At 63.1% G+C, this 25,195-nt stretch carries 25 protein-coding genes; 18 read left to right on the top strand and 7 right to left on the bottom strand.

The window, feature by feature from the left end; genetic code table 11:
- Positions 1 to 47: 47 nt before the first annotated feature.
- A complete protein-coding gene (locus ACR30Z_RS04275) occupies positions 48 to 3,140 on the bottom strand; it encodes a family 78 glycoside hydrolase catalytic domain (protein WP_434371327.1) in 3,093 nt (1,030 codons plus the stop codon).
- Positions 3,137 to 5,173: a DUF6807 family protein gene (locus ACR30Z_RS04270; RefSeq protein ID WP_434371326.1), complete on the bottom strand. Its 2,037-nt coding sequence runs from the start codon at positions 5,171 to 5,173 to the stop codon at positions 3,137 to 3,139. The genes ACR30Z_RS04275 and ACR30Z_RS04270 overlap by 4 nt, the downstream gene beginning before the upstream one ends.
- A gap of 305 nt (positions 5,174 to 5,478) precedes the next feature.
- On the opposite strand from ACR30Z_RS04270, the gene ACR30Z_RS04265 reads away from it, so the two are divergent.
- The 11 genes from ACR30Z_RS04265 to ACR30Z_RS04215 all read left to right on the top strand — a co-directional run bounded on the left by ACR30Z_RS04265 (position 5,479) and on the right by ACR30Z_RS04215 (position 14,262).
- On the top strand, positions 5,479 to 6,162 hold the full coding sequence (locus ACR30Z_RS04265; protein WP_434371325.1) for a YesL family protein: 684 nt from the start codon (positions 5,479 to 5,481) through the stop codon (positions 6,160 to 6,162).
- Entirely contained in the window at positions 6,155 to 6,379 is a 225-nt protein-coding gene (locus tag ACR30Z_RS04260) for a hypothetical protein (protein ID WP_144650862.1), read from the top strand. The genes ACR30Z_RS04265 and ACR30Z_RS04260 overlap by 8 nt, the downstream gene beginning before the upstream one ends.
- A 7-nt stretch (positions 6,380 to 6,386) precedes the next feature.
- On the top strand, positions 6,387 to 7,916 hold the full coding sequence (locus ACR30Z_RS04255; RefSeq protein ID WP_144650859.1) for an extracellular solute-binding protein: 1,530 nt from the start codon (positions 6,387 to 6,389) through the stop codon (positions 7,914 to 7,916).
- Positions 7,913 to 8,887 carry an ABC transporter permease gene (locus ACR30Z_RS04250; protein WP_144650856.1) on the top strand — a complete coding sequence of 325 codons (975 nt, stop codon included), beginning with the start codon at positions 7,913 to 7,915 and terminating at the stop codon, positions 8,885 to 8,887. Before ACR30Z_RS04255 ends, ACR30Z_RS04250 begins: the two co-directional genes overlap by 4 nt.
- Positions 8,887 to 9,759, top strand: a complete 873-nt coding sequence (locus tag ACR30Z_RS04245; RefSeq protein ID WP_434371324.1) for a carbohydrate ABC transporter permease — start codon at positions 8,887 to 8,889, stop codon at positions 9,757 to 9,759. Before ACR30Z_RS04250 ends, ACR30Z_RS04245 begins: the two co-directional genes overlap by 1 nt.
- 22 nt (positions 9,760 to 9,781) lie before the next feature.
- A complete protein-coding gene (locus tag ACR30Z_RS04240) occupies positions 9,782 to 10,453 on the top strand; it encodes a rhamnogalacturonan acetylesterase (protein WP_434371323.1) in 672 nt (223 codons plus the stop codon).
- On the top strand, positions 10,450 to 11,127 hold the full coding sequence (locus ACR30Z_RS04235; RefSeq protein ID WP_434371322.1) for a DUF1961 family protein: 678 nt from the start codon (positions 10,450 to 10,452) through the stop codon (positions 11,125 to 11,127). Before ACR30Z_RS04240 ends, ACR30Z_RS04235 begins: the two co-directional genes overlap by 4 nt.
- 50 nt (positions 11,128 to 11,177) lie before the next feature.
- Positions 11,178 to 12,185, top strand: coding sequence for an acetylxylan esterase (locus ACR30Z_RS04230; protein ID WP_144650844.1), 1,008 nt, complete (start codon positions 11,178 to 11,180; stop codon positions 12,183 to 12,185).
- Between the two features lie 220 nt (positions 12,186 to 12,405).
- Entirely contained in the window at positions 12,406 to 13,554 is a 1,149-nt protein-coding gene (locus ACR30Z_RS04225; protein WP_434371321.1) for a 3-deoxy-7-phosphoheptulonate synthase, read from the top strand.
- A 232-nt stretch (positions 13,555 to 13,786) separates the two neighbouring features.
- The gene (locus ACR30Z_RS04220; RefSeq protein WP_017199160.1) at positions 13,787 to 13,999 is read left to right on the top strand and encodes a helix-turn-helix domain-containing protein; all 213 of its coding nucleotides are present in this window, start codon (positions 13,787 to 13,789) and stop codon (positions 13,997 to 13,999) included.
- 164 nt (positions 14,000 to 14,163) lie between these two features.
- Complete coding sequence (locus tag ACR30Z_RS04215) at positions 14,164 to 14,262, top strand: 30S ribosomal protein bS22 (RefSeq protein ID WP_003792170.1); 99 nt, start codon at positions 14,164 to 14,166, stop codon at positions 14,260 to 14,262.
- A gap of 168 nt (positions 14,263 to 14,430) precedes the next feature.
- Here ACR30Z_RS04215 and ACR30Z_RS04210 read toward each other — a convergent pair whose 3' ends face one another.
- Positions 14,431 to 14,967, bottom strand: a complete 537-nt coding sequence (locus tag ACR30Z_RS04210) for an endonuclease domain-containing protein (RefSeq protein WP_434371320.1) — start codon at positions 14,965 to 14,967, stop codon at positions 14,431 to 14,433.
- Between the two features lie 568 nt (positions 14,968 to 15,535).
- Positions 15,536 to 16,369, bottom strand: coding sequence for an HAD family hydrolase (locus ACR30Z_RS04205; protein ID WP_434371319.1), 834 nt, complete (start codon positions 16,367 to 16,369; stop codon positions 15,536 to 15,538).
- 230 nt (positions 16,370 to 16,599) lie between these two features.
- On the opposite strand from ACR30Z_RS04205, the gene ACR30Z_RS04200 reads away from it, so the two are divergent.
- Positions 16,600 to 16,854, top strand: a complete 255-nt coding sequence (locus ACR30Z_RS04200; RefSeq protein ID WP_144650832.1) for a glutaredoxin family protein — start codon at positions 16,600 to 16,602, stop codon at positions 16,852 to 16,854.
- Positions 16,855 to 16,930: 76 nt separating this feature from the next.
- Positions 16,931 to 17,638, top strand: coding sequence for a redox-sensing transcriptional repressor Rex (locus tag ACR30Z_RS04195; protein ID WP_144650829.1), 708 nt, complete (start codon positions 16,931 to 16,933; stop codon positions 17,636 to 17,638).
- A gap of 59 nt (positions 17,639 to 17,697) precedes the next feature.
- Here ACR30Z_RS04195 and ACR30Z_RS04190 read toward each other — a convergent pair whose 3' ends face one another.
- The 3 genes from ACR30Z_RS04190 to ACR30Z_RS04180 all read right to left on the bottom strand — a co-directional run bounded on the left by ACR30Z_RS04190 (position 17,698) and on the right by ACR30Z_RS04180 (position 20,132).
- Positions 17,698 to 18,459, bottom strand: coding sequence for a hypothetical protein (locus tag ACR30Z_RS04190; RefSeq protein ID WP_434371318.1), 762 nt, complete (start codon positions 18,457 to 18,459; stop codon positions 17,698 to 17,700).
- A gap of 250 nt (positions 18,460 to 18,709) precedes the next feature.
- Positions 18,710 to 19,408 (bottom strand): hypothetical protein, encoded by a 699-nt coding sequence (locus ACR30Z_RS04185; protein ID WP_144650823.1) that lies wholly within the window; start codon positions 19,406 to 19,408, stop codon positions 18,710 to 18,712.
- Between the two features lie 172 nt (positions 19,409 to 19,580).
- Positions 19,581 to 20,132 (bottom strand): YceI family protein, encoded by a 552-nt coding sequence (locus ACR30Z_RS04180; RefSeq protein WP_144650915.1) that lies wholly within the window; start codon positions 20,130 to 20,132, stop codon positions 19,581 to 19,583.
- A gap of 208 nt (positions 20,133 to 20,340) precedes the next feature.
- Between ACR30Z_RS04180 and ACR30Z_RS04175 the strand changes: the two genes are divergently transcribed.
- Genes ACR30Z_RS04175 through ccsB form a run of 5 tightly spaced genes read left to right on the top strand, consistent with a single transcriptional unit; the run spans position 20,341 to position 25,153 of the window.
- Positions 20,341 to 21,006: a histidine phosphatase family protein gene (locus tag ACR30Z_RS04175; RefSeq protein ID WP_144650820.1), complete on the top strand. Its 666-nt coding sequence runs from the start codon at positions 20,341 to 20,343 to the stop codon at positions 21,004 to 21,006.
- A gap of 4 nt (positions 21,007 to 21,010) precedes the next feature.
- Positions 21,011 to 21,616: a TlpA family protein disulfide reductase gene (locus ACR30Z_RS04170; RefSeq protein WP_144650817.1), complete on the top strand. Its 606-nt coding sequence runs from the start codon at positions 21,011 to 21,013 to the stop codon at positions 21,614 to 21,616.
- A gap of 5 nt (positions 21,617 to 21,621) precedes the next feature.
- Positions 21,622 to 22,377, top strand: coding sequence for a cytochrome c biogenesis CcdA family protein (locus tag ACR30Z_RS04165; RefSeq protein ID WP_144650814.1), 756 nt, complete (start codon positions 21,622 to 21,624; stop codon positions 22,375 to 22,377).
- Positions 22,377 to 24,086 (top strand): cytochrome c biogenesis protein ResB, encoded by a 1,710-nt coding sequence (gene resB, locus ACR30Z_RS04160; RefSeq protein WP_144650811.1) that lies wholly within the window; start codon positions 22,377 to 22,379, stop codon positions 24,084 to 24,086. Before ACR30Z_RS04165 ends, resB begins: the two co-directional genes overlap by 1 nt.
- Positions 24,086 to 25,153, top strand: a complete 1,068-nt coding sequence (ccsB, locus tag ACR30Z_RS04155) for a c-type cytochrome biogenesis protein CcsB (RefSeq protein ID WP_144650808.1) — start codon at positions 24,086 to 24,088, stop codon at positions 25,151 to 25,153. The genes resB and ccsB overlap by 1 nt, the downstream gene beginning before the upstream one ends.
- Positions 25,154 to 25,195: the final 42 nt, after the last annotated feature.

Below are 25,195 nucleotides of genomic sequence, written 5' to 3'. Positions count from 1 at the left end.
CCCGCCGAGGTGACAGTTAATGCCAATCCCCACGGGAAATATTGGCATTAACTGTCATCTCGCGGCAGCAGCACCTGGGCTGTGACCCCTGCAGGAACCGTGTATTCGAGGTCCATGCCTGCGGGAGTCCGGCGCCAAGCAACCGAAACCGGCCCGCGCTGTGTCGGCACGCTGCCCTCCGCATATTCCAGCCTGCATACCGGCGGTTGAATCACGACGGCGGACCCTCCTGCCCCGGTCACGCGGACACCGAGGAGGTACTCAAGAATCTCCCGGACCACTGAGGCTGACCATGCGTGCGACTGGCTGTAGTCCGTAGCCTCATCCAACTCCCAGGCTTCCCACGTGAAGGAGGCCCCGGCGTCGAGTTGTCGGGCCCACCCCGGCTGGCTGGGATCCGTGAGGAAGTTCAAGACATCGTCCACCCGTCCCTGCGACAGCAAGGCCCGGAACAGCCGGTGCACCGTCATGGGTCCTTGGCGCATCCCCATCCCGGCGATCCGTTCGGCATCCTTCGCGGCGTGCTCAGCAGGAGTGATCCCCATGGACAGCGGGAACGACGTCGCATGCTGGGAGGCATTGAGGCTGGGCTTGCCGTCGGCGTAGAGCCCGTCCACCATGACGCCGTCCACCCTGAGTCGTGAGGAGATCTGCTGCGCCAGCGATACTGCGGCTTCGCCGAACCGGGCCGACTCCCGCCCAAGGCCGACAGCCCCGCAAAGCCGACTGACGGCGTCGAGTACTGACCAGCCCTGGGCGTTCACCGTGGTGCGCGCCGCGCATTCCATGTCGTAGCCGAAGCGGCCCGGCGCAGGCCAGTCCACAATGCCGTGGAGATAGGGCCCGCCGCCGCCTCCGAGATCGGTGACGAGTCCGGCAGTTGGGCCGTGGTCCGGGATGTGGCGGAGCACGTACTCGGCCGTGTCCCGAAGCTGGGGGAGGAGCTCGGCCACCAAGGCGTCGTCGCCACTGAGCCGGTAATAGTCTTCTACCCACTCGGGCACCATGAGAGAGAAGTCCGGGATGTCGCGTTTGCCGTCTCCATTGGGGTACACCGCGTTGTAACGCCCACGCTCGGATGGATCCTGCCAGTAGCGTTGCGCCGATCCTGCGAACTCGCGCAACGCTTTGGCCGTGAAGTGGCGTTCGCCGAACAGGGCCATGGTGGCGTACGAGATATTGACGGCATCGCCCAGGAACTGGCCCTTTTCACGGGTAGGGGTGTCCACGAACTGCTCCTGGACGCCCAGCAGCGCCGAATCGCGCAGGAGCGTGAAGACCCGGTTCAGCACGGGATCGGAGCTATGGAAGCTGCCGTTCTCCGGGTGCTGGGCATGGATCACCGTTGCGCCGATGTCCCCGAGATCGGCCTTGTCCACGCCGGGGAGTTCGAGGTACCGGAACCCCAAATGCACGGCTGCTTCGTAGCGTTGCGGTCCATCCGTCTGTGTATACGGAAACGTCATGTCCGTGTTCTGGCTGGAGGTCTTGCCATCGTCCACACGGCCATTGGCGCGCAGGTTGTAGCCGGTCCGCAGCATCACCGTTCGCCCGTACTCACCGTTGCGGAATTCCACCAAGGGACGCCCGGGGAGGACCTTGCCGAAGTCCGCTACCGGAGTGCCGTCGCCGGCAGTGAGGAGCTCGACGGCGGCAGCGTAGTTCCGCTCGACGCCCGCGTCGTTAGGTCGCAGCACCGGAAAATCCGGGACCGGGTGGGCTCCAAGGGACAGCGCCGGGTGCCATTGTTGTGGCTCCGGCCAGGCCGTCGCGTCGAAGTGCTCAATGGGATCGCCCTCATCGTTGCGGTAACCGCTCTGGCGGTACGGACCCTCGGCAACCAGCCACCCAGGCCCGGATCCGAAGACGTCCCGCGTGCCGTCGTCGTACTCCACCGTCAGCTGCGCCAGCAGGCCAGGGCGACCAGCCGCGCGTCCTTGGCCCGGTCCGTACCAATGGGCGACGGCGGTGAGGCTGGCCGTCTCGCTGGACTGCAAGGCAGCTGTGACGTCGGCGGCGTTGTAAAAGTGCTCGCCAGGGTAGCCGAAGTTGGTGGTCTCCAGGCAGGAGTTGCCGTTGATGGAGAAGCTGGCATGGTGGCTTGCTGCTGCGTAGAGGCGCCCACGGACCACGGGGCGTTTGAGGCTGATGCTTGCCTTGGCGAGAGTCCACTCGTCCGGCTGGCGGAAGGGCGTGGTGGTGGTCCAGCCCGTGAGGGCGCCTGGTGTGGCAAAGGCTGTTTCGAGGAGGCTCGCCCGGCCAGCCTGGACCCGAAGGGACGAATACTCGGCTTGGCTGCGCGGGCTCTGATGGAAAGCGATGCCGGTGCCGGCGGTGCCGGGGACCACAACGCTCAAGGCCGATTCGCCGTCGATGGTGACGCTGATGCGTTGGCCGTCGTCGGTGATCTCCATGTCCTGCCAGCCGTCCTGGGGAGTTGCCCCGGCGCGGGAAGCCGCAGTTGCTTCGAAAGCCGGCGTCTCGGCCAGCGGCTCCGTGATCGGCGCAGTCATGGCACCGATCCGCCAGTCCGGGGCGGGGCGAAGGACGGCCGACCGGTTCGGCTTGATTTCCACCAGCAACCCTGTCCCCGGGCCCTCACTGCGAAGGAGAATTCCGGCGGTACCGAGGCGCAGGCGGAAGCGGGCGGTGATGACCGTGTGGCCACCTGTAGAGACAGGCCAGGGAAGGTACGGCGAGCCGCTCACCCGGAGGAGGCCGTCCACCAGTTCCATGGGTGCCTTGCCGCCCGGGGTCCGGTGGATCCACTCGGCGTTCCAGTTGCCGGTTTCTGCGAGGCCGGTGCTGAAGGAGGCCGGCGCGCTTGCTCGGCCGGTGTTTCCTGCCGCATCAGTGAGCTGGACGGTCCACTGGTAGTCGCTGTCAGGGGCGAGGTCTGGCCCCGTGTATGGAAGGTGGTGCTGCTGGTCAGTGACAACGGTGCCTGAGTCCCAGACTTCCGTCCCGGCGCGGTCCAGCATTGTGATGCGATAGGCGCTTTGGAAAGATTGCTCCGCGCTCGCGGCGGGACCAGCGGTCAGCTGCCACCCGAAATTCGGGGTGGCGGGAGCCGTGAGGCAGTGCTTCAAGCCCTGAACAGTGAGCTGCTTGGCGCTGAGGGGCGCCTCCGGAAGGCTCATCGAGCAGCCACCAACTCTTCGATGTCCTGCAGATCCAGTGCCCCGTCGCTGATCCACACCGTGATGGTGCGGGTGAGGCTCCGCCCCGCAGCCAACTCCACTGCCGTGTCCCAGGCCAGGGCCGACCCCACCGCTGGGTACCCGCCACACCGCACGAACCATGGGTCCGGTGACTCGGCAGGCGAGCCGAACACCAGGGTGGCCGGGCCGCCGTCGAACTCTCCAGTCCAGGCCAGCCAAGACGATACCGAACCGTGCACGGCCGACTCGCCTTCGGCGGTGGAGGTGAAGACGCGCGGCGAATCATGGGCGGGCAGCCGCCAGAAGAATCCGCCGTAGCCGCTGCCGGCGGCGCCATGCGAACCGGGGCTCCCCAATGTGGCATCCACGACGGCGGTGAGCTGGGTCTGGATGTCCAGGCGCCATGTGCGAGGACTGCTGACAGTTCGTACAAACGTGCGGCGTTCCTGGAGGACAAGGCTGCCGTCGGCCGCGAACCAGTCGAGGTCGAGGGTAGTGTGGCCGGCCTTCCGAGCGAGGTCTGCGATCTCGATCCTGCCGTGGTTCTTCAGGTCCACGTATTTCCCAGCAGTCCTCCGGTAGCTGCGGCCGCCCCAGAAGTTGCTGCCGTTGACATCCTGGAGAGCAAAGCCGGCGCCGAGGTGCCAGACATGGTCCGAGGGCAGATGCTCTGTGACGGCTGTTCCGGCAGGGGTGGAGACGGGGTGCAGGTAGGGCCGTGGGGAGAGTTCCGACTCGAGGTCGCTCCCGCTCCGCAGGGTGGTGATGGGCTCGTCCGAGCCTAGGCCGGCCGAGAAGAGGGCACGGGTGCCGGTGGAGGCCGGGCGTGCCCAGGGGAGTCCCAACTCGGAGAACGTGACGTGCGCGCGGGTGGCGCGCTCCAGGATGTCCTCGATGTTGGGAATCACAGCGTGGGCTTGATCGCCGGTCCCCACCCATTCAACGCACTCCGAGGGAATCAGTGCAGGCGATTCCGCAGTACGGATGGCCTCCAGAACCCGCATGAACGCACCGCTGTGATCCAGCGGGCTGAGCAGGGGCGTGCCTTCGGACAGGTGTCGGAGCAGGTTCTCCGTGAGGTCGTCGCGCCCGAAGGTGTGCGTGGCTTCGCCTGCTTCCGTGCGGACCGTGACGCGGTCCTCCGTGTAATGGAAAACCGCCGTTCCCTCCGTGCCATGGAGCGTGACGTATGGTTCCACGGACTCGCCGGCGCAGAGCGTCAGGGCGCACGTGATGGGCAGCCCGTCGACTGTCCTCATCCGGATCACCGAGGTGTCGTCCGCCTCGATGTCGTTGGCGCGGTAAAGGTCGGTCTCCACGGAGGCAAGGTCCGCCACGTGGCGGGCGCCGGCAAGGCGCAGTGCGGTGGCGATGGCGTGGGCCAGGGGGTTGGTGGCAACACCATCCACTACGTCCACCCCGTCGAGGCTCCGCTTGCCTGCCCAACGTGAGCGCTTGTAATAGGCACGGTCGCGGACCCAGCGGCCCGTGGCAGAGATTCCCTTGAGCATGCCGATGGAAGGAAGCTCATCCGTGGCTTCTCCGTTGGCCAGGTTTTCCAAGGCTGCGAGGGCATGGGAACCCAGGCTTTGAAACCCAATCTGGACGCTTCGTCCAGCTGCGCTCGCGGCTTCCTGGAGGCGGAGGAAGTCCTGCATGGAGGCTACAGGGGGCTTTTCCAAGTAGAGGTCGGCCTCGGAAGCAAGGACGGACAGGGCCAGCGGAGCGTGGGTTTGGATGGGAGTCGCCACGATGATGACATCCGGGCGGTGGCTGCCGGCCAAGAGTTGATCGAGGTTGTCGTGGACTGCAGTGGTTTCGGGCAAGGCACCTGGTGCCGGAGGATTGGGATCGGCAACGGCCACGAGTTCCACCATGCCCTGTGCGCTGAGCCGTTCGAGGTTGCGGAGATGGTGCGTTCCGAACCCATGAACTCCCACTAAAGCGATCCTGGCCGGTGCAGTCCCAAGGTGCACGGGACTCTCGGTGGACTCGACGGAAGGGGTGTCCATGGCTCTCCTCTGCTGGCACTGCAAACGAAGGCTGGGGACGCCGTCGTCAGGTATTCACGAAAAGTTCTCCGGCGGGTTCAGGCTATACCTAGCAAGCGCTTTCCCGCGTTCGGTTTTGCCCAGTGTAGCGCGAACGGGTAGCAAATGTAACGATTCAAGAAACGCCTTGACTACCCACTCCTTTAGCGTCTAAGTTTTCGGGAAAGCGTTTACTTCGTGACATGGCCCACTCGGGCTGAACCCAACTCCTGGCACTGCTGCCAGTAGTTGGGCCTGTTCTGCAACGATGGAGAAAGGGGTAAGCCGTGACGTCTGGTGGATTCGGCTTTCGCGCTTACACGCTCTTCGACACGCTGCTCTGGATTGCATGCCTGAACATTCTCTGGCTGGTCTTCACTTTGCTGGGCGGAGTGGTCCTCGGCATCGGGCCCAGTACCGCTGCCGCCCACGTCCTGGTACGTGAGAAGGTGCGGGGCAGTGCGACGCCGCTGATGCGCCGCTACGCCAGGGAGTATGTCAAGAATTTCGGCAAGGGCAACGCCTTGGGCCTACCGATACTTGCTGTCGGCGCTGCGCTGGCGCTCAACTGGGGCTACTTCTCGGCGGGCTGGGACTTTGGCTCGCAGATCGCCTCTGCCGGAATCCTGATGGCGGCGCTCTTCGTTGCCGGCACAGTCTGCTATCTCTTTCCGATGTTTGCCCGCTATGAACTGGCCTTGCCCCAGTACTTCCTGATGTCGTCACGGTTCGCCGTGCGCCACCTCGCGGGGACCGTCATCCTCTTGTTCGTGACGGCGGCAGCTGTGTTCGTCTGCCGATCTGTTCCAGGGCTGATCCCCTTCTTCGGAGTGGGCGCGTGGCTCTACGTCACGGGCTGGCTCTGTGATCGCTTCTTCACCGCCAATGACGAGTCTATGGCCAGTGCGGACACCCTTCCGGCCGCGCCTGCGGCGGCCCCCGCAACCACCCAGGAGGCCAGCCTTGTCTGAAGTCAACCCGTCCCGAACTCCAGCCAGCACCGCTCCCGTCCTTCATCGACCCCTTGATGTCCAAGGGCACGTGCAGGTCACCCGCAGTGGCTCTGGCAGCAGCATCAATGAAACGTATCAAGACGCCGACGGCCAACACCTCTGGACCCTGAAGAGATTCCCCGGAGCGCAGGTACCGGATACGTCGAACAACAACAACCCCGAAGAAGTGGAGTAGAAGAACAATGATCCGTAGAAAACCAACCCTGGCAGCCGCCGTCGTGGTTTCCGCTGCCCTGGCCCTGACCGCCTGTGGTGGCGAAGCGCCGGCGTCGGACCTCTCGTCCGTCAAAATCATGGCACCCTTCCTGGAAGCGCAGCCGCCAACAGCCGACGGCGCCGTGCAAAAGAAGCTCGAAGAGCTGACCGGCAAGGACGTGAACATCACGTGGACGCCCAACGCGTCGTACGAGGACAAGATGAACATCACCCTGGCGTCCTCGGAGATCCCCCACGTCCTGGTAGTCCAGGGCAAGACGCCGGGCTTCGTGAAGAACGCCGAAGCGGGCGCTTTCTGGGACCTGACGGACAAGCTGAAGGACTACCCGAACCTCAAAACCACGTTCCCGGAAGTCCAGCAGAACGCCAGCGTCAACGGCAAGGTCTATGGTGTGTACCGCGGCCGCAACCCGATCCGGGCCGCGGTTATGTTCCGTCAGGACTGGCTGGACAAGCTTGGCCTGAAGGCGCCCGAAACCACCGAGGACCTGTACAAGGTAGCCAAAGCGTTCACTGAACAGGATCCGGACGGCAACGGCCAGAACGACACCTACGGCATCACCATCCCCAAGTGGGGAGCGCTGGGAACCAACAGCCCGTACGACATGATCGAAACCTGGTACGGCGCGGGCAACCGCTGGACCGAGCGGGACGGCAAGCTGGTCCCGAGCTTCGAAACCGAAGAGTTCCTCGAGGCCAACCGCTTCATCAAGAAGATGGTGGATGAGAAGCTCATCAATCCCGACTTCGCTACGTTCGACGGCACCAAGTGGAACGAGCCGTTCTTCAACGGCAAGGGCGGCATGATCGTTGACGTCGATTCCCGCGTGAGCGTGCTGATCAACCTGTTCAAGCAGGCCAACCCCAACGACTTCGAGAACAAAGTGGGCTTCGTGGGCAGCCTGAAGGGACCGGACGGCGAACTCCACGCGCACCCCACCGACGGCTACTCCGGCTTCCTGGCCGTCCCCAAGTCCAGCGTCAAGACCGAAGCCGACTTGAAGAACGTCCTCACTTTCCTGGACAAGCTGAACAGCAAGGAAGTGGCGGTGCTCATGAACAACGGCATCGAGGGTGTGAACTTCACTGTTGAGGAAGGCCTCGCTGCCACCATCAAGCCTGAGACTCCTGAGGGCAAGGTGGTCAACACTGACATCAAGAGTTTCGCCCAGTTGGGAACCAACGTCACCGGCAACAACTTCTACCCCGTCAAGCAGGCCTCCGAGTACGAGCAGAAGGTCTTCGATGACCGCGTCGCCGTCATGGCCGAGGACCTCAAGAGCGCCGTCTACAACCCGGCGGCCGCATTCGTTTCGCCCACCTATGTTGCCAAGGGCGCCCAGCTGGACAACATCGTGGCCGATGCCCGGATCAAGTACCTGGCCGGCCAGACCGACGAACAAGGCCTGAAGGACGCCATCAAGCTGTGGAACACCAGCGGCGGTGACAAGGTCAAGGAAGAAATCAATAAGCTCTGGCAGGAAAACAAGAAGTGACAGCCCCCGTTGTAGAAGCCAAAGCCTCGGAGCGGGCGGCCACCACGCCGCCCGCCCCGGCGCGGCGGCGCGGGTTCGCCGTCCACTTCGCGCACTACAAGTGGCTGTATCTGCTTCTGTTGCCCGGAGTCCTGTACTTCGCGATCTTCCGGTACGGGCCCATGTACGGGGTGTCCATTGCCTTCAAGGACTACGTCCCGTTCCTGGGCGTCAACGGCAGCCCATGGGTGGGAGTCCAGCACTTCCAGGACTTCTTCGCGAACCCGGACTTCCCCCGGCTGCTGGGCAACACCCTGATCCTGGCGTTCCTGAACCTGGGAATCGCGTTCCCCCTGACCATCGTGCTGGCACTGCTGCTCAACGAGGTCCGCCTATCGGTGCTGAAACGCACGGTCCAGACCCTCGTTTACATCCCGCACTTCCTGTCCTGGACCATCGTGGCGTCCCTGAGCTTCCTGCTCTTTGCACTGGACATTGGACCCTTGTTCCAGTTCGTGAACGGGCTCTTCGGGACCAACGTGGACATCCTGTCCGATCCCAACTGGTTCCGGCCGCTGATCGTGCTGCAGGAGATCTGGAAGAACACCGGATGGGGAACCATCATCTTCCTCGCCGCCCTGGCCACAGTTGACCAAGACCAGTACGAGGCAGCGATCATCGACGGCGCGGGCAGGTTCCGGCGCGTCTGGCACATCACCCTGCCGGGCATCCGTTCCACCATCATCGTGATGCTTATCCTGGCCATCGGACAAATGCTCAACACCGGCTTCGAGCAGATCTACCTCATGACCAACGCCCTCAACCGCAGCGTGGCCGACGTCTTCGATACCTACGTGTACTTCGTGGGCATCACCCAAGGCGCCTACAGCTACAGCACCGCCGTCGGACTCTTCAAATCCCTGGTGGGCATCGTGCTGATCTTCGGCACCAACTGGCTGTCCAAGCGGTTCAACCAGAGCGGACTGTTCTAATGAAGATTCACAACACCAGAGGCGGACGGATTTTCGACGCCGCCAACTACGTCTTCCTCACCCTGGTGGGCATCATCACCCTGCTGCCGTTTGTGTACGTCGTGGCCGGGTCCTTCGCCAATGAAGCGGAAATCACCCGACGGGCGTTCTTCGTCTGGCCCGAGCAATTCACGCTGGGCGCCTACGAGTACATCTTTTCCACTCCGGCCTTCACGCGGGCGCTGATCACCACGGTGCTGGTCACGCTGGTGGGCACCCTGATCCAGCTCATCCTGACGGTCACCATGGCCTACCCCCTGGCGAAGAAGAACCTGCGCGGCCGGAAACTGATCATGTCCCTGGTGGTCTTCGCCATGGTGTTCTCCGGCGGGATGATTCCCACGTTCCTGCTGGTCAAGGACCTGGGCCTGCTGAACTCGTACTGGGCCCTCATTTTGCCTGCGGCCATCAACCCGTTCAGCCTGATCATCATCAAGAACTTCTTCCAGGAACTCCCTGCAGAGCTGGAAGAGTCCGCCAAAATGGACGGTGCCACGGAAATCGGGATTCTCTGGCGGATCCTGCTGCCACTGTCCAAGCCGGTACTGGCGACGTTCGCCCTGTTCTATGCAGTGGGTATCTGGAACGACTTCATGTCCCCGCTGCTCTACCTGAGCGACAACAACATGTGGACCCTCCAGATGTACCTGCGCCAAGTCACCGCCGCGTCCGACCTCCTCGGTACGGGCAATGTGGATCCCACCTACATCCCGCCGGAGCAGGGCATCAAGTTCGCCGTGATCGTGGTGGCCACGCTACCCATCTTGATCTTCTACCCCTTCCTGCAAAAGCACTTCGCCAAGGGCATGCTGATCGGCTCGGTCAAGGGCTAGAAGCCATCTCGAAAGGACAACCATGAAAATCCTCCTTGCGGGCGACTCAACCGTGGCCGCCTGCCCCAGTTACGAGTACCCGATGAGCGGCTGGGGCGCCCACCTGGCACCCGAGACCTACTGGTGGGCCGCCGTCCACAACTACGCCAAGGGCGGCGCCACCACCGAGTCGTTCCGCGAGGAGGGCCTCTGGTACCAGCTGCTCAACCAGACGGTGAAGGACGATCTTGTATTGATCCAGTTTGGGCACAACGACCAGAAGCGCGCCCACCTCGCCGCGCACGCGGGATACGCCGCCAACCTCCGTCGCATGGTGGCCGAGGTTCGGGCCAAGGGCGGTGTTCCCGTCCTGTGCACGTCGGTGGAACGCCGGCATTGGGCCGGCGGCACGCTGGAGGTGACCTTGGGCGACTACGCGGACACCGTTCGCGGGCTTGGGGCCGAGCTCGGCCTCGACGTCATCGACCTCAACCAGTGGACCCGATCGCTCTACCAGGAACTGGGGGAGGAGGGCTCCAAGGAGTTGTTCTTCCACTTCGCCCCGGGCGAGCATGCCCACTGGGCAGGCGGCTTGGAAGACAACACGCACTTCCATGTGAAAGGCGCCCAACGAATCGCCGTCTTTGTCGCTGAACAGCTCGAAGCCTTCGGGTACGGGCTGACGGTGACGCTCAACGCGGCGGCGCAGGCTTGATCTACTCGAACCCTTTGCGAGGTCCTTCGGATGTGGCGGGCTGGGTGGCCGAGGGGCCGGTTCAGTTCGGAACGCACGACGACGGCGGCCCGGGTTTGGGCGGCGACGGGACCAGCGCGCTGGTCCTGTCGGGCTCCCTTGACGCGAAAGAGCACGGCGACCACGCCCACTGGACCCTCTGGTGCCCGGAAGAAATCCCGGATCACGTGCGGATCACCTGGGAGTTCCTGCCACTGGAAGAGCCCGGACTGGCCATGGTGTTCTTCGCTGCCCGCGGGCACCGTGGCGAGGATCTGTTCTCCCCGTCCTTGGCTCCCCGCACCGGCTTCTACCCGCAGTACCACTCGGGAGACCTCGACGCACTCCATATCTCCTACTTCCGCCACAAGTACGCCTCCGAGCGCCGGTTCCGCACCTGCAATCTCCGTAAGAGCGCAGGCTTCCAGCTTGTGGCGCAAGGGGCTGATCCGCTTCCTCCCGCTGAGGACGCTGACGGCTTCTATCGGATGGAAGTCATCAAAGACGGACCACGAGTAGCCTTTTCCATCGATGGCTTGCCGCTCTTTGAGTGGATGGATCCAAGCCCCGAGCCTTTGGGCGGGGGCTACTTCGGAATCCGCCAAATGGCCCCGCTCAAAGCCGCCTACCGCAACCTGTCCATCAGCCCCTTGTAGCTGCCGCGCCCTGTGATGGGGCACACGAAACCATGACGTAGGATGTCCCCATGCCTCTCTTTGACCTGCCCCTCGAGCAGCTTCGCAACTACACCTCCAGCGCGGTTCCGCCAGCAGACTTGGACGCCTTCTGGGACCGGACCATTACCGAGGCCAGGGGCTTGCCGCTGGACGCTGTCTTCGAGCCGGTGGAGAACTATCTATCAGTGATTGACACCTTTGACGTCGCGTTTTCCGGCTTCGGAGGAGACCGCATCAAGGGCTGGCTGCACGTGCCCGCCCACCTCGAGGCCGGGCAGCAGCTACCCGTAGTGGTGGAATACATCGGCTACTCCGGAGGCCGCGGGCTGGTCAACCAGAACACCCGCTGGGCACAGGCCGGTTACGCACATTTCATCATGGACACCCGAGGCCAGGGCTACGGCGGGGTCTCCGGCGATACCCCGGATCCGCATCCTTCGGCAGGTGGCGTCGCCTTTGCCGGCCTGATGACCCGTGGCGCCGACCACCAGGACAATTACTACTTCCGCCGTGTCTACGTGGACGCCTTCCGAGCGGTAGAGGCGGCGCAGAACCATCCCGCCGTCGACCCTTCCAAAGTGGTGCTGGCCGGCGTGAGCCAAGGCGGCGGCATCACTGTTGCTGCTGCCGGGCTGACGGCCGGAAGGCTCGACGGCGTCATCGCCGCGCTGCCCGACGTCCCGTTCCTCCAGGACTTCCCCCGCGCCATCGACATCACCCCGCGTGGACCGTACCCGGAAATCGCTGGGTTCCTGGGGCGGCACCGGGATCGCTATGAACCCATCCTTTCGGTGCTCAACTACTTCGACGGCGTCCACCTCGGCCGCGCGGCCACGGTTCCCGCGCTGTTCTCCGCCGCCCAGATGGACGATATCTGCCCGCCGTCAACGGTGTTCGCGAGCTACAACAACTACGGTGTTGGTTCGGGCCGGGTTGAGAAGGACATCGAGGTGTACCGCTTCAACAACCACGAGGGCGGCCAAGAGCACCACTGGATCAAGCAGCTGCAGTTCCTGCGCAAACTACTGTCATCTTGATGGACGCGATTTGCCCGCTGTGAAGAACCGCGGTTATGGTGTGGCTATGACTAAGCGTTGGTATGCGTATTTTTCGTTGGCTCTGGAGGGGCCCGCGTCTAACTGACACGCATCCAACTTTCCTTCAGAGCCAACAGGGCAGAGATTATTCTCTGCCCTTCGCCATATCCGGCGGGTTCTGAAAAGGGGCCCGCTCCGTATCCCGGAACAGGACCCAGACATGACCAGCATCGCCGCAGAACCCACCGAATCGCTCGAAGCCGCCGACGCCGCTGACTCCGCGCAGCCTGCCACCTCCAACCTGCGGGTGGCCCGCTTCGAGCCGCTTCCGGCCCCTCAGGACCTCATCGCCGAGTTGCCGCTTGATGCCCGCTCAGCAGCTGTCGTCGACCGTGGCCGTGACCAGGTGCGCGCCATCATGGACGGCGTGGACGACCGCCTGTTGGTGATCGTGGGACCGTGCTCCATCCATGACCCCAAGGCGGGCCTCGAATACGCGCGCCGGTTGGTCAGCCAGGCGGAGAAGCACAAGGAAGACTTGCTGATCGTGATGCGGACGTACTTCGAAAAGCCGCGCACCACGGTTGGTTGGAAGGGACTCATCAACGATCCCCACCTGGACGGCAGCCACGACATCGCCGCCGGCCTGCGCGCCGCTCGTGGCTTCCTCAAGCAGGTCACCGCGCTGGGCCTGCCCACTGCCACCGAATTCCTCGAACCCATCAGCCCGCAATACATGGCGGACCTCGTCTCGTGGGGCGCCATCGGTGCCCGCACCACCGAGAGCCAAATCCACCGCCAGCTCGCCTCCGGGCTGTCCATGCCTATCGGCTTCAAGAACGGCACCGACGGCGATCTCCAGGTGGCGATTGACGCTTGCGGCGCCTCTGCCGCTGAGCAGGCCTTCCTGGGAATCGACGACGACGGCCGCGCGGCCCTTGTAGCGACGTCCGGCAACCCGGACACGCATGTGATCCTCCGTGGCGGACGAAAGGGCCCGAACTACTCCCAGGAAGACGTTGCCGCCGCTTCCTCCAAGCTCGCAGCCAAGGGGCTGAACCCGCGCTTGATCGTGGACGCCAGCCACGCCAACAGCGGCAAGAGCCACCACCGCCAGGCCGAGGTTGCGCTGGAAATCGGGGCGCAGCTCGAAGCCGGGGAGACCTCGCCTATTGCCGGCGTCATGCTGGAGAGCTTCCTGGTTGGCGGTGCGCAGAACCTGGACACGGTCAAGCAGTTGGCCGGTGAGCAGGAACTGGTCTACGGCCAGAGCGTCACGGATGCCTGCATGGAATGGGACGTTACGGCCTCGGTGCTGGAGCAGCTCGCCGCCTCCGCCCGCAAGCGTCGCGGGGTGGTTGCGGAGTAAATCCATTTCGTGGCTTCGCTGCGGAGTATGCCGTGCGTTCGGCATTGCCCGCAGCGAGGCCCCGTTATGGGCCCTGACCTGCCGGGAGAGCAGCATCCCACTTTCCCGAAACGCTTTCACATTGGCCCCATCAGCCTCTAGAGTATCTAGCACATGGTTGTTTGATGGCTCAGCATCGGCACACCGTTCTACTGGGGGTGTCCTACTGTCTGAGAGCAAAGGAATATGGGAAATGTCCGCGGAGACTAACTTCTCGAATGCGCGTTTCATGACGGTGGCTGAAGTAGCCGACGTCCTGCGTGTTTCCAAAATGACTGTGTATCGCCTGGTCCACTCAGGGGAAATGCCCGCCGTAAGGTTCGGCCGTTCCTTCCGGGTTCCGGAAGAGGCCGTTGCCCAGTACCTCAAGGGTGCTGTGGTGGACGGACAATCCGAGACTGCCTGAGGCTGCCTGGGTCCGTCCCGCGGACCGTGGTCACGGGGTGCCCCTCTGAAGCGGTACTCTGTTAAGGAACGTTTTACGTCAATGTAAGAATCTGTCAGTTGTACTTGTCTGCTTCCGCGGATCTGTTCCAACAGACAGGAACTTCTAGTTTGTAAGGAACTTTCGTGGGTTCAGTTATTAAGAAGCGCCGCAAGCGTATGGCCAAGAAGAAGCACCGCAAGCTGCTTCGCAAGACTCGCCACCAGCGCCGCAATAAGAAGTAGAGATACTTCACCAAGCGTGAATGCCCGTTGCCTCTCGAGGTGGCGGGCATTTTTGCATCCCCCGATGCTCTCTCACGTCCTGCCGGGTTTTTGGTGATGCTCTCTCACGTCCTGCCGGGTTTTTGGCGATGCTCTCTCACGTCCCGCCGGGTTTTTGGGGATGCTCTCTCACGTCCCGCCGGAAAAGCCTGATTCGACGGCGGGATCGATCCAAGCGGTCCGCAGCACCTTCTTGATCTGCCGTACTGCCGCGTCGAAATCATTTGCCAAGTCTGCCTTGTTGAAGACCAAGACTGTCCAGCCCGCAGCGATGAACGCCTTGTCCCTCCGCCGATCACTGAACACCTGTTTCTCCTCAAGGTGATGGCCGCCGTCGTACTGGATGGCGACGCGCCGTTTTCGATACCCAAGGTCCACGGACGGCGAGAGGGGATCGTTGGGACGGAGCAGCACCTGAAGTTCCGGCTCCGGAAGCCCAGCGCCGAACATCGCAAGACGTAGCATCGATTCCGGCGCCGAATCGGAGCCGACGCGCATCAGGTCCAGTGCTTCCCGGGCTCGGACCACGCCTTGGAGGTTCTTGTGTCGGTTCACCATGGCGCGGAGTGCAGCGATCGTTGTAAAGGGCTCGGCTCGTTGTTCGAATTCGAGCCTCGGGTTGCGAATGAGCTCATCACCGATACAGAACAGTTCCTTCAAGGGCATAGCGCGGGCCAAGTCCAACCATGTTCTTGATCGAGTTGAAATCCAGATCCCTCGGACCTGCTCGACTTCCCCGTCCGAAATCGTCAGAGTGTGGCCGGTTACTCCTTTTCGGCGCACTGACGGCAGATTCCTCGGCTTACTGAGGTGCAGCTCGTTTGAATCCGATAGCCACGGAGGCAGCGAGAAACCATGGAGTTTCGCTGCCGTGACGTGAGAAATCCAAGCGCCAGGGCTCGCAGCTGACAGCGAGCGGGCGGCCGCCTCCAGGTCAAAGTCCCAATTGGCCGGGCGATACAGGCCCCGGCTCACAGGGGCGATGTCACTGCGACGCCAAAGGCGCTCTTGTTTGATGCCCGCTGATTTAGCTTCGTCGAGAGTGAACGGTGCCGTCGGCAGATCGGACTCTGTCAGGGTGAGTTTTTCCATACCGGAATTGTTGCCGGTCGGGCACTTTGTCTGCAGAAGTTATCCACAGGCAGCCTGATGGCCCGCGGGATGTGAGAGAGGGTGAGGGTTTTGGGGGTGGGATGTGAGAGAGGGTGAGGGTTTGGGGCGATGTGAACGAGGGTCAGTAGCGGGGACCGCGGAACCGCGAGAAGCCACGCCAGAGACCGTAAATCGCTCCGCCGACCGTTGCAGCCTTCAGCCCGAGCGTGGCGGCGCGACGACCGGAGCGGAAATCGTACACAGGCCAGTTGTTGTCCCGGGCGTGACGGCGCAGTTTCGCATCAGGGTTAATGACTACCGGGTGCCCCACCATGGTGAGCAGGGGAATGTCGTTTGCAGAATCGCTGTAGGCCCAGCAGTGCTCCAAATCCAGCCCCTCACGTTCGGCAATGAGTTGGACTGCCACTGCTTTGGCCGGGCCGTGGAGAATGTCGCCGACTAGCTTCCCCGTGTACATGCCATCGTGCACTTCCCCTACGGTCCCGAGTGCACCCGTCAGCCCAAGTCGGGTGGAGATGACGGTGGCAACTTCGATGGGAGTCGCTGTGACGAGCCAAACTTTGCGACCAACCCTAAGATGCTGCTCGGCCAAGGCCTTGGTTCCCGGCCAAATCCGCGACTCGATCATTTCGTCGTAGACTTCTTCGCCCAACGCCTTGATGTCGTCCACGGTGATGCCGGCCGCGAGGGTCAACGCGGAATCACGCACCGCGTGAACGTCCTCCATGTTCTCGCCGCGCATGACGAACTTGAACTGTTTCCAGGCAAATCCAGCAGCCTGCGGCAGCGTGAAGGCCTTACGCTCGTACATCTTCCGGGCAACGTGAAAGAGGCTCGCGCCCTTCATCAAAGTGTTGTCGACATCGAAGAAGGCAGCTTCGCCGGTGCGCTTCTGCGCTGCGTCGTTCTGCGCTTGGGCATCTGCGACCACGGTGGCGTTCTTCTCCTCGGGCATGCCTTGAGTCTAGTCAATCGCTAGTGCGGCGCGCTGCGGGCGCACGGGTGGCGTTGTTGGGGGTGGGGTGTGAGAGAGGGTGGCGTTGTTGGGGGTGGGGTGTGAGAGAGGGTGGCGTTGTTGGGGGTGGGATGTGAGAGAGGGTGGCGTTGTTGGGGGTGGGATGTGAGAGAGGGTGGCGTTGTTGGGGGTGGGATGTGAGAGAGGATCGGGGCGGTTACCGTTATCCCATGGCTATTCCCGACGTCGTTCTCCTCACCAAAGCTGACTGCCACCTCTGCACTGAGGCGCGTGCCGCCGTCGAGCGCGTGACGAAAAGCCTCGGCGTTCCGTGGACCGAGAAAGGGATCGACGACGATCCGCAACTGCAAGAGCGGTTCGCCGAGGAGATTCCGGTGATCTTGGTCAACGGCGTACAGCGCGACTTTTGGAAGATCGATGAGGACCGGCTGGCCCGCACCCTGAAGAAAGTGATGGAGGGCTGAGGGTGCGGTTACCCGCAAGTAATGGCTTTTGTTGAGTCCGGCTGGGGGTCATAGAGTGGAACAACAAAGCGACGCAATGGAGAATACCGTGACTGCGCTGGAACCGTCCCCGGAAGCGACAACCGAGGACAACGAACCTGCCGCCAAGCAGATCCCGCCCGCGGCTGTGGCCCGGATGACCCTCTATTTGCGCGCGCTCAACTCCCTCCTCGCCGAAGGGGTGGAACGGGTTTCGTCCGAAGCGCTCGCCGAGGCGTCCGGCGTTAGCTCATCCACGCTCCGCAAGGACCTTTCCTACGTTGGCTCCTATGGGACGCGGGGAGTCGGCTACGAGGTCCAGTACCTGAGCCGGCACATCGCGGCCGCACTGGGACTGACACACGACTGGAAGGTCGCAATTGTCGGCGCGGGTAACCTCGGCAAAGCATTGGCCCGGTATGGCGGCTTCGAGTCCAGGGGCTTCGACGTCGTGGCGATCTTCGACGCCGACCCCATGGTGATCGGCAACGAGGTGGGATGGCTGCGCGTCAGCGACTCCGCCGAACTCGAACGGGTCCTGGAACGGACCCATACGAACATGGTGGTGCTGGCCTTGCCCGCCACCGTTGCCCAAGCGGTGTGTGACCGCGTGATCGCCGCCGGTATCCGGAGCATCCTCAGCTTCGCTCCTGTCCTGCTGCAGGTTCCGCCGCACGTCAACCTCCGCAAGGTGGACATGGCCACCGAGCTGCAGATTCTGGCCTACCACGCACAACGGGCGCAGACACCGGGCCAGGCTGTTTAGCCTCGCCGGGTCCGCGCCCGCGTGAATGATTTCCTGAAGGCCTGGTGTGGCCCCCGGGTTTAGCGCCCGTAGGGGTTCTGGTAAGCGTTGCCGAACGGCTGGGCTTTCCGGAAGTACGGAGCCGACGCCGGCAGGTACAGCATGACGATGGCTGCGATGCCGAGGAGTGCTGCCAGTGTGGCAAGGCTCAGCGGCACCAACGCAAAGATGGACAGCGCGGCGAGCACTGTTCCAAGGATTCGTGCCCAGTTCCGGCCCTTGCGGACGTTGATGGCCACGAGGGCGTACAGCGCGGCACCAATAATTCCAACTGCCACCATGACTCCAACGATGACACCCTGCACGTCTTCGAACCTCACGTCAGCCGCGCCCCCGGCAGCCATCTGGTCCTCGAACATGGTCCGCATGGCGGGGTCGTTGATGGCGGCCATCGAAAGGAGGATCGAAATGAGCCAGATTGCTCCGGCGCCAACAATCATCCAAAAAGCGATGTTGACCATCTGCGGCACCGTGGTGGGACCCGGCTGCTGGCTCGGCCAGTTGGTGTCCTGGCCGTACTGCGGTGCTGCCGGCGGCTGGGACTGGCCGTATTGGGGCGCCCCACCGGGCTGGCCGTACTGCGGCGCGGCGGGGGACTGCTGACCATATTGCGGTGCTGCCGGTGGCTGGGACTGCTGGCCGTACTGTGGCGTGGCGGGCTGGCCGTACTGCGGTGCGGGAGGTTGGGATGCGGGAGTTTGGGGTGCGGCGGGCTGGGAGCCGGGCTGCTCGGACTGGTTGGCATCGCCCGGGTTTGACGGCGGGTACGGAGGGTTGCTCATGGCATTCCTTTGCTTGGTCGACTGCTGTGTGGCCGCCGGGATCAGCAAAATGACCCTGCCCCCAGCGTGGTTCTGTTTCCACCGTACCTCTGCGCCACTGCGCTGCCTCCGACCACACGCAGGAAAATACGGCTCGCGGACAAAAAATCATCATGTTGGCTTACGCCTTCATGATGAAGGCCGCGGGGATTCTGAGGAATCCCCGCGGCCTTGTTACCGCTGGTGGACGACGGCGGCAGTCGAGTTAGGGCTAAACGCGGCCCTTGACTGCCTTGAACCAGAGCTGCGAGTTCGGCAGCCACATCAGCACGACGGCGACGGCGCTGACCAGGAAGCCGAACCAGTTGCTGCCAAGACCGGTGCTGGAGCCCCCGGCACTGGCTGCACTGAAGATCGCGAGGAGCAAGGAGATGCCGGCCACGATGGTGAGGGCGAGGCGTGCCCACTCCTTGCCTTCCTTCATTTTCATGGCCAGGACAACCTGAGCCACGGCCACTGCAAGGCTGAGGATCAGAAGGATCAGCAGGATGGCGGCAATTCCAGGCGCAAAGGCGAAGAGGGCGATGATGGCAAAGAAGCCGATGAGCCCGAACAGAAGGCCCAGGAGTCCGGAAATTACCCAGATGAAGTAGGAGACCTTCAGTTCCGTTGGCAGGCCCTGGGTCTTGAACATTCCGGAGAAGCCGCCCTGGGGCATGACGTCGTTGAAATTGCGGGGCCCGTCAGTGGGCATTTCGAAGTGGAAGCCGGGCTGCCCCGGAGCTGGTTGTCCGGGTCCGGCCGGAGGCGGTGCGGGCTGCGAATACTGGCCCGGTTGCGACGGCGGCTGGTAGCCCTGAGGTGGCTGGTAGCCCTGCGGAGGCTGGTAACCCGCAGGAGGAACGCTGCCGGGCTGCGGAGGCTGAGAGCCGGGCTGCTGTGGCTGTGGTGCTTCGTCTGGGGTACTCATGGCATCACTTTAGACCGCAGGTTGAAGGATGCATAGGAAATTCGGAGCTAACTCGCAGCTAAATACAGGCTGTTTGCCGAACAATTGCGGGGTGACTTCCGTAAATGCGAAACGGCGCCCCCACGGCGTGATGCTGTGGGAGCGCCGTTCGGCATGCCTGGAGGGGCCGGAACTATGCGGCAGCCGGTGCGATGAACGCGAGTTCCAGGTTGATGACTACCTTGTCGCTGACCAGTACGCCGCCGGCCTCGAGGACGGCGTTCCACGTAAGGCCGAATTCCTTGCGGCTGATGGTGGTCTCGCCGGAAACGCCGGCGCGGGTGTTGCCGAACGGATCCACGGCCACGCCGTTGAATTCCGTCTCGATGGCAACTTCCTTGGTCACGCCCTTGATTGTGAGATCGCCCACGAGGTCGAAGCTGTTGCCGTTGGCCTTGACGTGGCGGGAGACGAACGTGATTTCCGGGAACTTCTCCACATCGAAGAAGTCCTCGCCCTTGACGTGGCCATCGCGGTTGACGTCACCGGAGTCGAAGCTGGCGGTCTGGATGGTGGCGGTGACCTTGGAGTCGGTCAGCGTTTCGCCAACCTCCAGGGTGGCCGCAGCGTCCTTGAACTGGCCGCGGACCTTGCTGATGCCTGCGTGGCGGACGGTGAAGCCGATCTCGCTGTGGGAAGCGTCGAGGGTCCAGGTGCCGGTGGTGACGGAGGCGGGAAGGGTCATCATGGTGTTGCTCCTATGTCTAGTGGAAGGTACTGCGTGCTTGCCCGGCTGAATCCAATTGCTTGAAGCGTCAACCGAGCTTCGTGTCTAGTATAAACATGCATATGCATCTTTTATTCCAACTCCGTGGAACATTTCGGGAAAACTTTGAGTTCTACTAGCGGTAGAAGATTTCGGATCGCCCCGCTTCTTTGAGAAACTGGTAAACATGCCCCAAGCAACTGTCCATCTGCTTCGCCATGGCGAGGTCCATAATCCCGACGGCGTCCTGTACGGCCGACTGCCGGAATTCCACCTCTCCGAGCGTGGCCGGGAGATGGCCCGGATGCTGGCCGACCACTTTGCGGCCCGCGCCAACCAGGGCGCCAAGATCGTGCACCTGGTGGCCTCGCCGCTGACGCGTGCCCAGGAAACGGCCATGCCCACTGCCGAAGCCTTGGACCTTGAAATCACCACGGAGCCGCGCATCATCGAAGCAGAGAACCACTTCGAGGGACTCCACCCCACCAAGAGCGAGTTCCTCAAGCCCAAGCACTGGTTCTACTTCCGGAATCCCATGCGGCCTTCCTGGGGTGAGCCCTACAAGGAGCAGGCCGCCCGCGTGCTGGCCGCTGTTGAGGATGCCCGTGTCAAGGCGATCGAACTGGGTGGCGACGGCGCCGAAGCCATCCTGGTCAGCCACCAGCTGCCCATCTGGTCAACCCGATTGACTGCGGAAGGTCGTCGCTTGGCGCACGACCCCCGCAAGCGCGAGTGCACACTGACGTCCCTGACTTCACTGACCCTGGACGACGACGGCAAGATCATCCGCGTTGAGTACAGCGAACCCGCTGCCGTGCTGCTTCCCGGCGCGGCGAGCACCCCGGGGGCATAGAAGCATGGACAACAATCTTTCACGCCGTGGCGTGCTCACTGCCGGTGGTGTCCTGCTCGCAGGGCTGACCATGGGCCTTTCCGCGTGTGCCCAAGAGGACTCACTTGCCGAGCAGGCAAGGAAAGGCGACAACAAGAACTACGTAGCCGGCGACGGTTCGGTGACGGAGTTCGCCAAGGCTGATCGTGCTGCGCCCGTGGCCCTCAAAGGCACTCTTTTCAATGGCGAGACGGTCAAGCCCGAGGACCTGCAGGGCAAGGTCACCGTGCTCAACTTCTGGTTTGCCGCCTGTGCTCCTTGCCGCATCGAAGCCCCTCAACTTGAGGCCCTCCACCAGGACTTCAAGGACCAGGGTGTGCAGTTCTTCGGGGTAAACCTGCGCGACGAGCAGGCCACTGCCGAGGCTTTCGATAAGACCTTCAACATCACCTACCCGAGCTTCAACGACAAGGACGGGGCAGTGCTCCTGTCCGTGTCCGGCATCGTTCCGCCGGGCGCCGTGCCCACAACCCTCGTCCTGGACAAGGAAGGCAGGGTTGCCTCCCGCGTGCTCGGCGAGATCGAGAAGGGCACCCTGAAAGCCCTCATCACCTCAGCCGTGGCCGAGTAGCACCCATGAACAGTCCCTTCGCCGAGACGATCCTCAATGGATCACTGCTGCTGGCTGTGCCGGTGGCTCTGCTGGCCGGGCTGGTCTCGTTCCTTTCGCCGTGTGTGCTGCCCCTGGTCCCCGGTTACCTGGGCTACGTCACGGGGCTGACCGGCGTCGACCTTGAGAAGCAGCGGCGCGGCCGCATGCTGGCCGGCATCGGCCTGTTCGTCTTGGGATTCTCTGTGATTTTCGTCCTCCTGGGCGGTGCCTTCGGACAGCTCGGAACCCTCCTGACCGGTCCGCAGAACGCGTGGATCACCCAAGTGCTTGGCGTCCTGGTGATCATCATGGGCGTTGTGTTCATGGGCGGGTTCGGGTGGCTGCAGCGCGACGCGAAGATCCACGCCAAGCCACCTGCAGGGCTCTGGGGCGCTCCGCTGCTGGGGCTGACCTTTGGCCTCGGCTGGGCGCCCTGCATTGGTCCGACGTACTCCGCGGTACAGTTGCTGAGCTTGTCCGGCGGTTCGTCGGCAGCGAAGGGCGCACTCCTGGCGTTCGTTTACAGCCTTGGCTTGGGCATTCCCTTCCTCCTGATCGCCCTGGCAGTCCGCCGGGGCATGGGGGTCATGTCCTTCTTCCGCAAGCACCGGCTGGCAATCCAGCGGATTGGCGGAGGCATCCTGATTTTGCTCGGCATCCTGATGACCACCGGAGTGTGGGGAACCTGGGTGACCGAGTTGCAGTACTGGTTCCAAAACGATGTGAAGTTGCCAATCTGATGAGCGAGTCCGTGAAAGCCAAGAAGAAGTCACCAGCCGCTGAAGGCGCCAACACAGCGGATGGAAAACTCCAGCAGGCCAAGTCCGAAGCCGCGCTGCCCGCGCTCGGTTTCAAGGGCATGCTCAGGTGGGCCTGGACCCAGCTGACCAGCATGCGTACCGCGCTGTTCCTGCTCCTCCTGCTCGCCGTGGGCGCCGTGCCGGGATCACTGTTTCCGCAGCGTGCCGCCAACCCGGTAACGGTCACGGACTGGATTAAGAACAACCCGGCGACCGGACCGTTCCTGGACGCCCTGCAGATGTTCGATGTCTACTCGTCGGCCTGGTTCTCGGCCATCTATATCCTGCTGTTCATCTCCCTGATCGGTTGCGTCACGCCTCGCGCGATCGCCCACTACAAGGCGATGAAGTCGCAGCCGCCACGCACTCCCAAGCGCCTCTCGCGACTGCCGGAGTACGGCACCCTGGCGCTGCCCGCCGACGCCGGAATCCCGGCGTCGAAGGCCATCAACGATGCCGCCGGGCTGCTCAAGAAGCGCGGCTACCGCGTTGAGGTCAGGGACGCCGACGGCGACCTGCCGTCCCTGGGTGCCGAGCGCGGCTTCCTGAAGGAAGTCGGCAACCTGGTGTTCCACACTTCGCTGATCGGCGTGCTGGTGTCGGTGGCCATCGGTGGGCTGTTCGGGTACAGCGGCCAGCGCATCCTTGTGGAGGGCGATACCTTCGTCAATACCCTGGTGGGCTACGACCAATTCACCCCTGGCACCAACTTCCAAAGCAGCTCACTTCAGCCGTATTCCGTCCAGCTGGACAAATTCGAGGCCAAGTTCGATCGCGGCGAGTCTCCGGGCAAGGCCGGCCAGCCCATCGACTACACGGCCGAGGTCACCACCAAGGAGACCCCGGATTCACCGGCCAAGAAGGAAGTCCTGAAGGTTAACGAGCCCGTATCGCTTGGCGGCACCAGCCTCTACCTCACCGGCAATGGCTACGCGCCCATGGTGACGGTCCGGGACGGTGAAGGCAACGTTGCTTTCCAGGGCCCCGTCACGGCCAAGGTCCAAGGGGATAACTACTACTCGTCGGTGGTCATCAAGGTCCCGGACGCCAAGCCGGAACAGCTGGGTTTCCAGGGCTTCTTCCTGCCCACGTCCATAAAGAACGAGGCCGGTATTTCCTATAGCGCGGCCCCTGAGCTGTTCAAACCGGAACTGACGTTGGACTCGTACTATGGCGACCTTGGGCTGGACAAGGGTGTGCCGCAGAATGTCTTTGAAATGGACGTCAGGGACCTCACGCAACTGAACGGCCGCAAGCTTGAAGCCGGCGGCATCACCCTTCTGGTGGGTCAGAGCCAGGAACTGCCAGACGGCAAGGGCAGCATCACCTTCGACGGCGTCAAGAAGTACATCGGCGTGGACATCCACCACAACCCCGGCCAGCTGTACGCCTTGATTTTCGGTTTCCTCGCGGTGGCCGGCCTGGTCATGTCGCTCTACATCAACCGCCGCCGTGTCTGGGTCCGTACCGGAACCCACACGGACGGCCGCACCATGGTGGAATACGGCCTGCTGGCGCGCGGTGAAGACCACCGCCTCGCCGGCGAAGCCGCAGCCCTCCGGGAACTCTTTGCCCGGGAATGGAATGTCCCGGAAACGCCGGACACTGACACTAAAACAGTCTCTTCCTCAACCTCGAAGGACCAGTAATGCCCGTCATTAACGAAACCCTGGGCCAATACAGCGAGCTGTTCATGCTGTTGGCCGCCGGCACGTACACCGTGGCGTTCATCGCTTTTGCCTGGGACCTGGCGAAGAGCAGCAAGATGCTCCGGGCTGTGGACCTGAAGGCCGCAGCCAGCTCCGCCACCGAAAAGGTGACTGTTGCAGCGGGACGGGCCGGCGGCAGCCTCAGCGCTCCCGACGCCGGTGGGCCGGCTGGCCGGGCCGAGCGTCCGACGTCGGGCCTCACCGTTGAAGGCGGCACCGCCGCAGGTGACATGAAGTACGGTGCGGAACGCCGTGCACCTGCCCGCGTTGCGGTGGCCCTGACGGTGCTGGGTGTCCTGATCCACGGCGCAGGTGTCGTGACACGTGCACTGGGCGCCGGCCGCGTGCCGTGGGGCAACATGTACGAGTTCCTGACAACTGGTGCTTTTGTGGCCGTCGCTGTGTTCTTGATCGTCCTGATCCGCCGCGACCTTCGCTTCCTGGGCACATTCGTGATCGGCCTGGCCATCATCATGCTGGTGGCGGCCTCCGCTGCTTTCTGGACCCCGGTAGGCCACCTGGTCCCGGCACTGCAAAGCTACTGGCTGATCATCCACGTTTCCATCGCAGTGCTGTCCTCAGCGTTGTTTACGTTGACATTTGCCATGTCGGTGCTGCAACTGCTGCAGTCGCACCGGCAGAAGAACCTGTCCACAGGCGGTGCGGACAAGCTTGGCTTCATGCGCCTGGTTCCGAACGCGCTGAGCTTGGAAAACCTGTCCTACCGCATCAACGCCATTGCCTTCATCGGCTGGACGTTTACGCTCATGTTCGGCGCCATCTGGGCAGAAAAGGCCTGGGGGCGGTTCTGGGGCTGGGACCCCAAGGAAGTCTGGACGTTCGTGATCTGGGTGGTCTACGCGGGCTACCTGCACGCCCGAGCCACCCGTGGTTGGACCGGAACCCGTGCTGCATGGTTGTCGATTGTTGGTTACGCCTGCGTGATTATCAACTTCACGCTGGTGAACACGGTTTTCAACGGACTGCATTCCTACTCGGGGCTCTAAGCCTCAAACCGGCCTGAGCAGGGGCGTTACCTCCGACTCAGG

This window comes from Paenarthrobacter sp. FR1, from assembly GCF_051106045.1.
Taxonomy (GTDB): Bacteria; Actinomycetota; Actinomycetes; order Actinomycetales; family Micrococcaceae; genus Arthrobacter; species Arthrobacter nitroguajacolicus_A.
This window is presented reverse-complemented; position numbering and strand designations above follow the sequence as displayed.

Bases quoted from the DNA above. Each gene is read 5' to 3' on its own strand.
- ACR30Z_RS04275 (WP_434371327.1), bottom strand. From the start codon at position 3,140: ATGAGCCTTCCGGAGGCGCCCCTCAGCGCCAAGCAGCTCACTGTTCAG.
- ACR30Z_RS04270 (WP_434371326.1), bottom strand. From the start codon at position 5,173: ATGGACACCCCTTCCGTCGAGTCCACCGAGAGTCCCGTGCACCTTGGG.
- ACR30Z_RS04255 (WP_144650859.1), top strand. From the start codon at position 6,387: ATGATCCGTAGAAAACCAACCCTGGCAGCCGCCGTCGTGGTTTCCGCT.
- ACR30Z_RS04245 (WP_434371324.1), top strand. From the start codon at position 8,887: ATGAAGATTCACAACACCAGAGGCGGACGGATTTTCGACGCCGCCAAC.
- ACR30Z_RS04240 (WP_434371323.1), top strand. From the start codon at position 9,782: ATGAAAATCCTCCTTGCGGGCGACTCAACCGTGGCCGCCTGCCCCAGT.
- ACR30Z_RS04230 (WP_144650844.1), top strand. From the start codon at position 11,178: ATGCCTCTCTTTGACCTGCCCCTCGAGCAGCTTCGCAACTACACCTCC.
- ACR30Z_RS04225 (WP_434371321.1), top strand. From the start codon at position 12,406: ATGACCAGCATCGCCGCAGAACCCACCGAATCGCTCGAAGCCGCCGAC.
- ACR30Z_RS04220 (WP_017199160.1), top strand. From the start codon at position 13,787: ATGTCCGCGGAGACTAACTTCTCGAATGCGCGTTTCATGACGGTGGCT.
- ACR30Z_RS04210 (WP_434371320.1), bottom strand. From the start codon at position 14,967: ATGCCCTTGAAGGAACTGTTCTGTATCGGTGATGAGCTCATTCGCAAC.
- ACR30Z_RS04205 (WP_434371319.1), bottom strand. From the start codon at position 16,369: ATGCCCGAGGAGAAGAACGCCACCGTGGTCGCAGATGCCCAAGCGCAG.
- ACR30Z_RS04200 (WP_144650832.1), top strand. From the start codon at position 16,600: ATGGCTATTCCCGACGTCGTTCTCCTCACCAAAGCTGACTGCCACCTC.
- ACR30Z_RS04195 (WP_144650829.1), top strand. From the start codon at position 16,931: ATGGAGAATACCGTGACTGCGCTGGAACCGTCCCCGGAAGCGACAACC.
- ACR30Z_RS04190 (WP_434371318.1), bottom strand. From the start codon at position 18,459: ATGAGCAACCCTCCGTACCCGCCGTCAAACCCGGGCGATGCCAACCAG.
- ACR30Z_RS04185 (WP_144650823.1), bottom strand. From the start codon at position 19,408: ATGAGTACCCCAGACGAAGCACCACAGCCACAGCAGCCCGGCTCTCAG.
- ACR30Z_RS04180 (WP_144650915.1), bottom strand. From the start codon at position 20,132: ATGACCCTTCCCGCCTCCGTCACCACCGGCACCTGGACCCTCGACGCT.
- ACR30Z_RS04175 (WP_144650820.1), top strand. From the start codon at position 20,341: ATGCCCCAAGCAACTGTCCATCTGCTTCGCCATGGCGAGGTCCATAAT.
- ACR30Z_RS04170 (WP_144650817.1), top strand. From the start codon at position 21,011: ATGGACAACAATCTTTCACGCCGTGGCGTGCTCACTGCCGGTGGTGTC.
- ACR30Z_RS04165 (WP_144650814.1), top strand. From the start codon at position 21,622: ATGAACAGTCCCTTCGCCGAGACGATCCTCAATGGATCACTGCTGCTG.
- resB (WP_144650811.1), top strand. From the start codon at position 22,377: ATGAGCGAGTCCGTGAAAGCCAAGAAGAAGTCACCAGCCGCTGAAGGC.
- ccsB (WP_144650808.1), top strand. From the start codon at position 24,086: ATGCCCGTCATTAACGAAACCCTGGGCCAATACAGCGAGCTGTTCATG.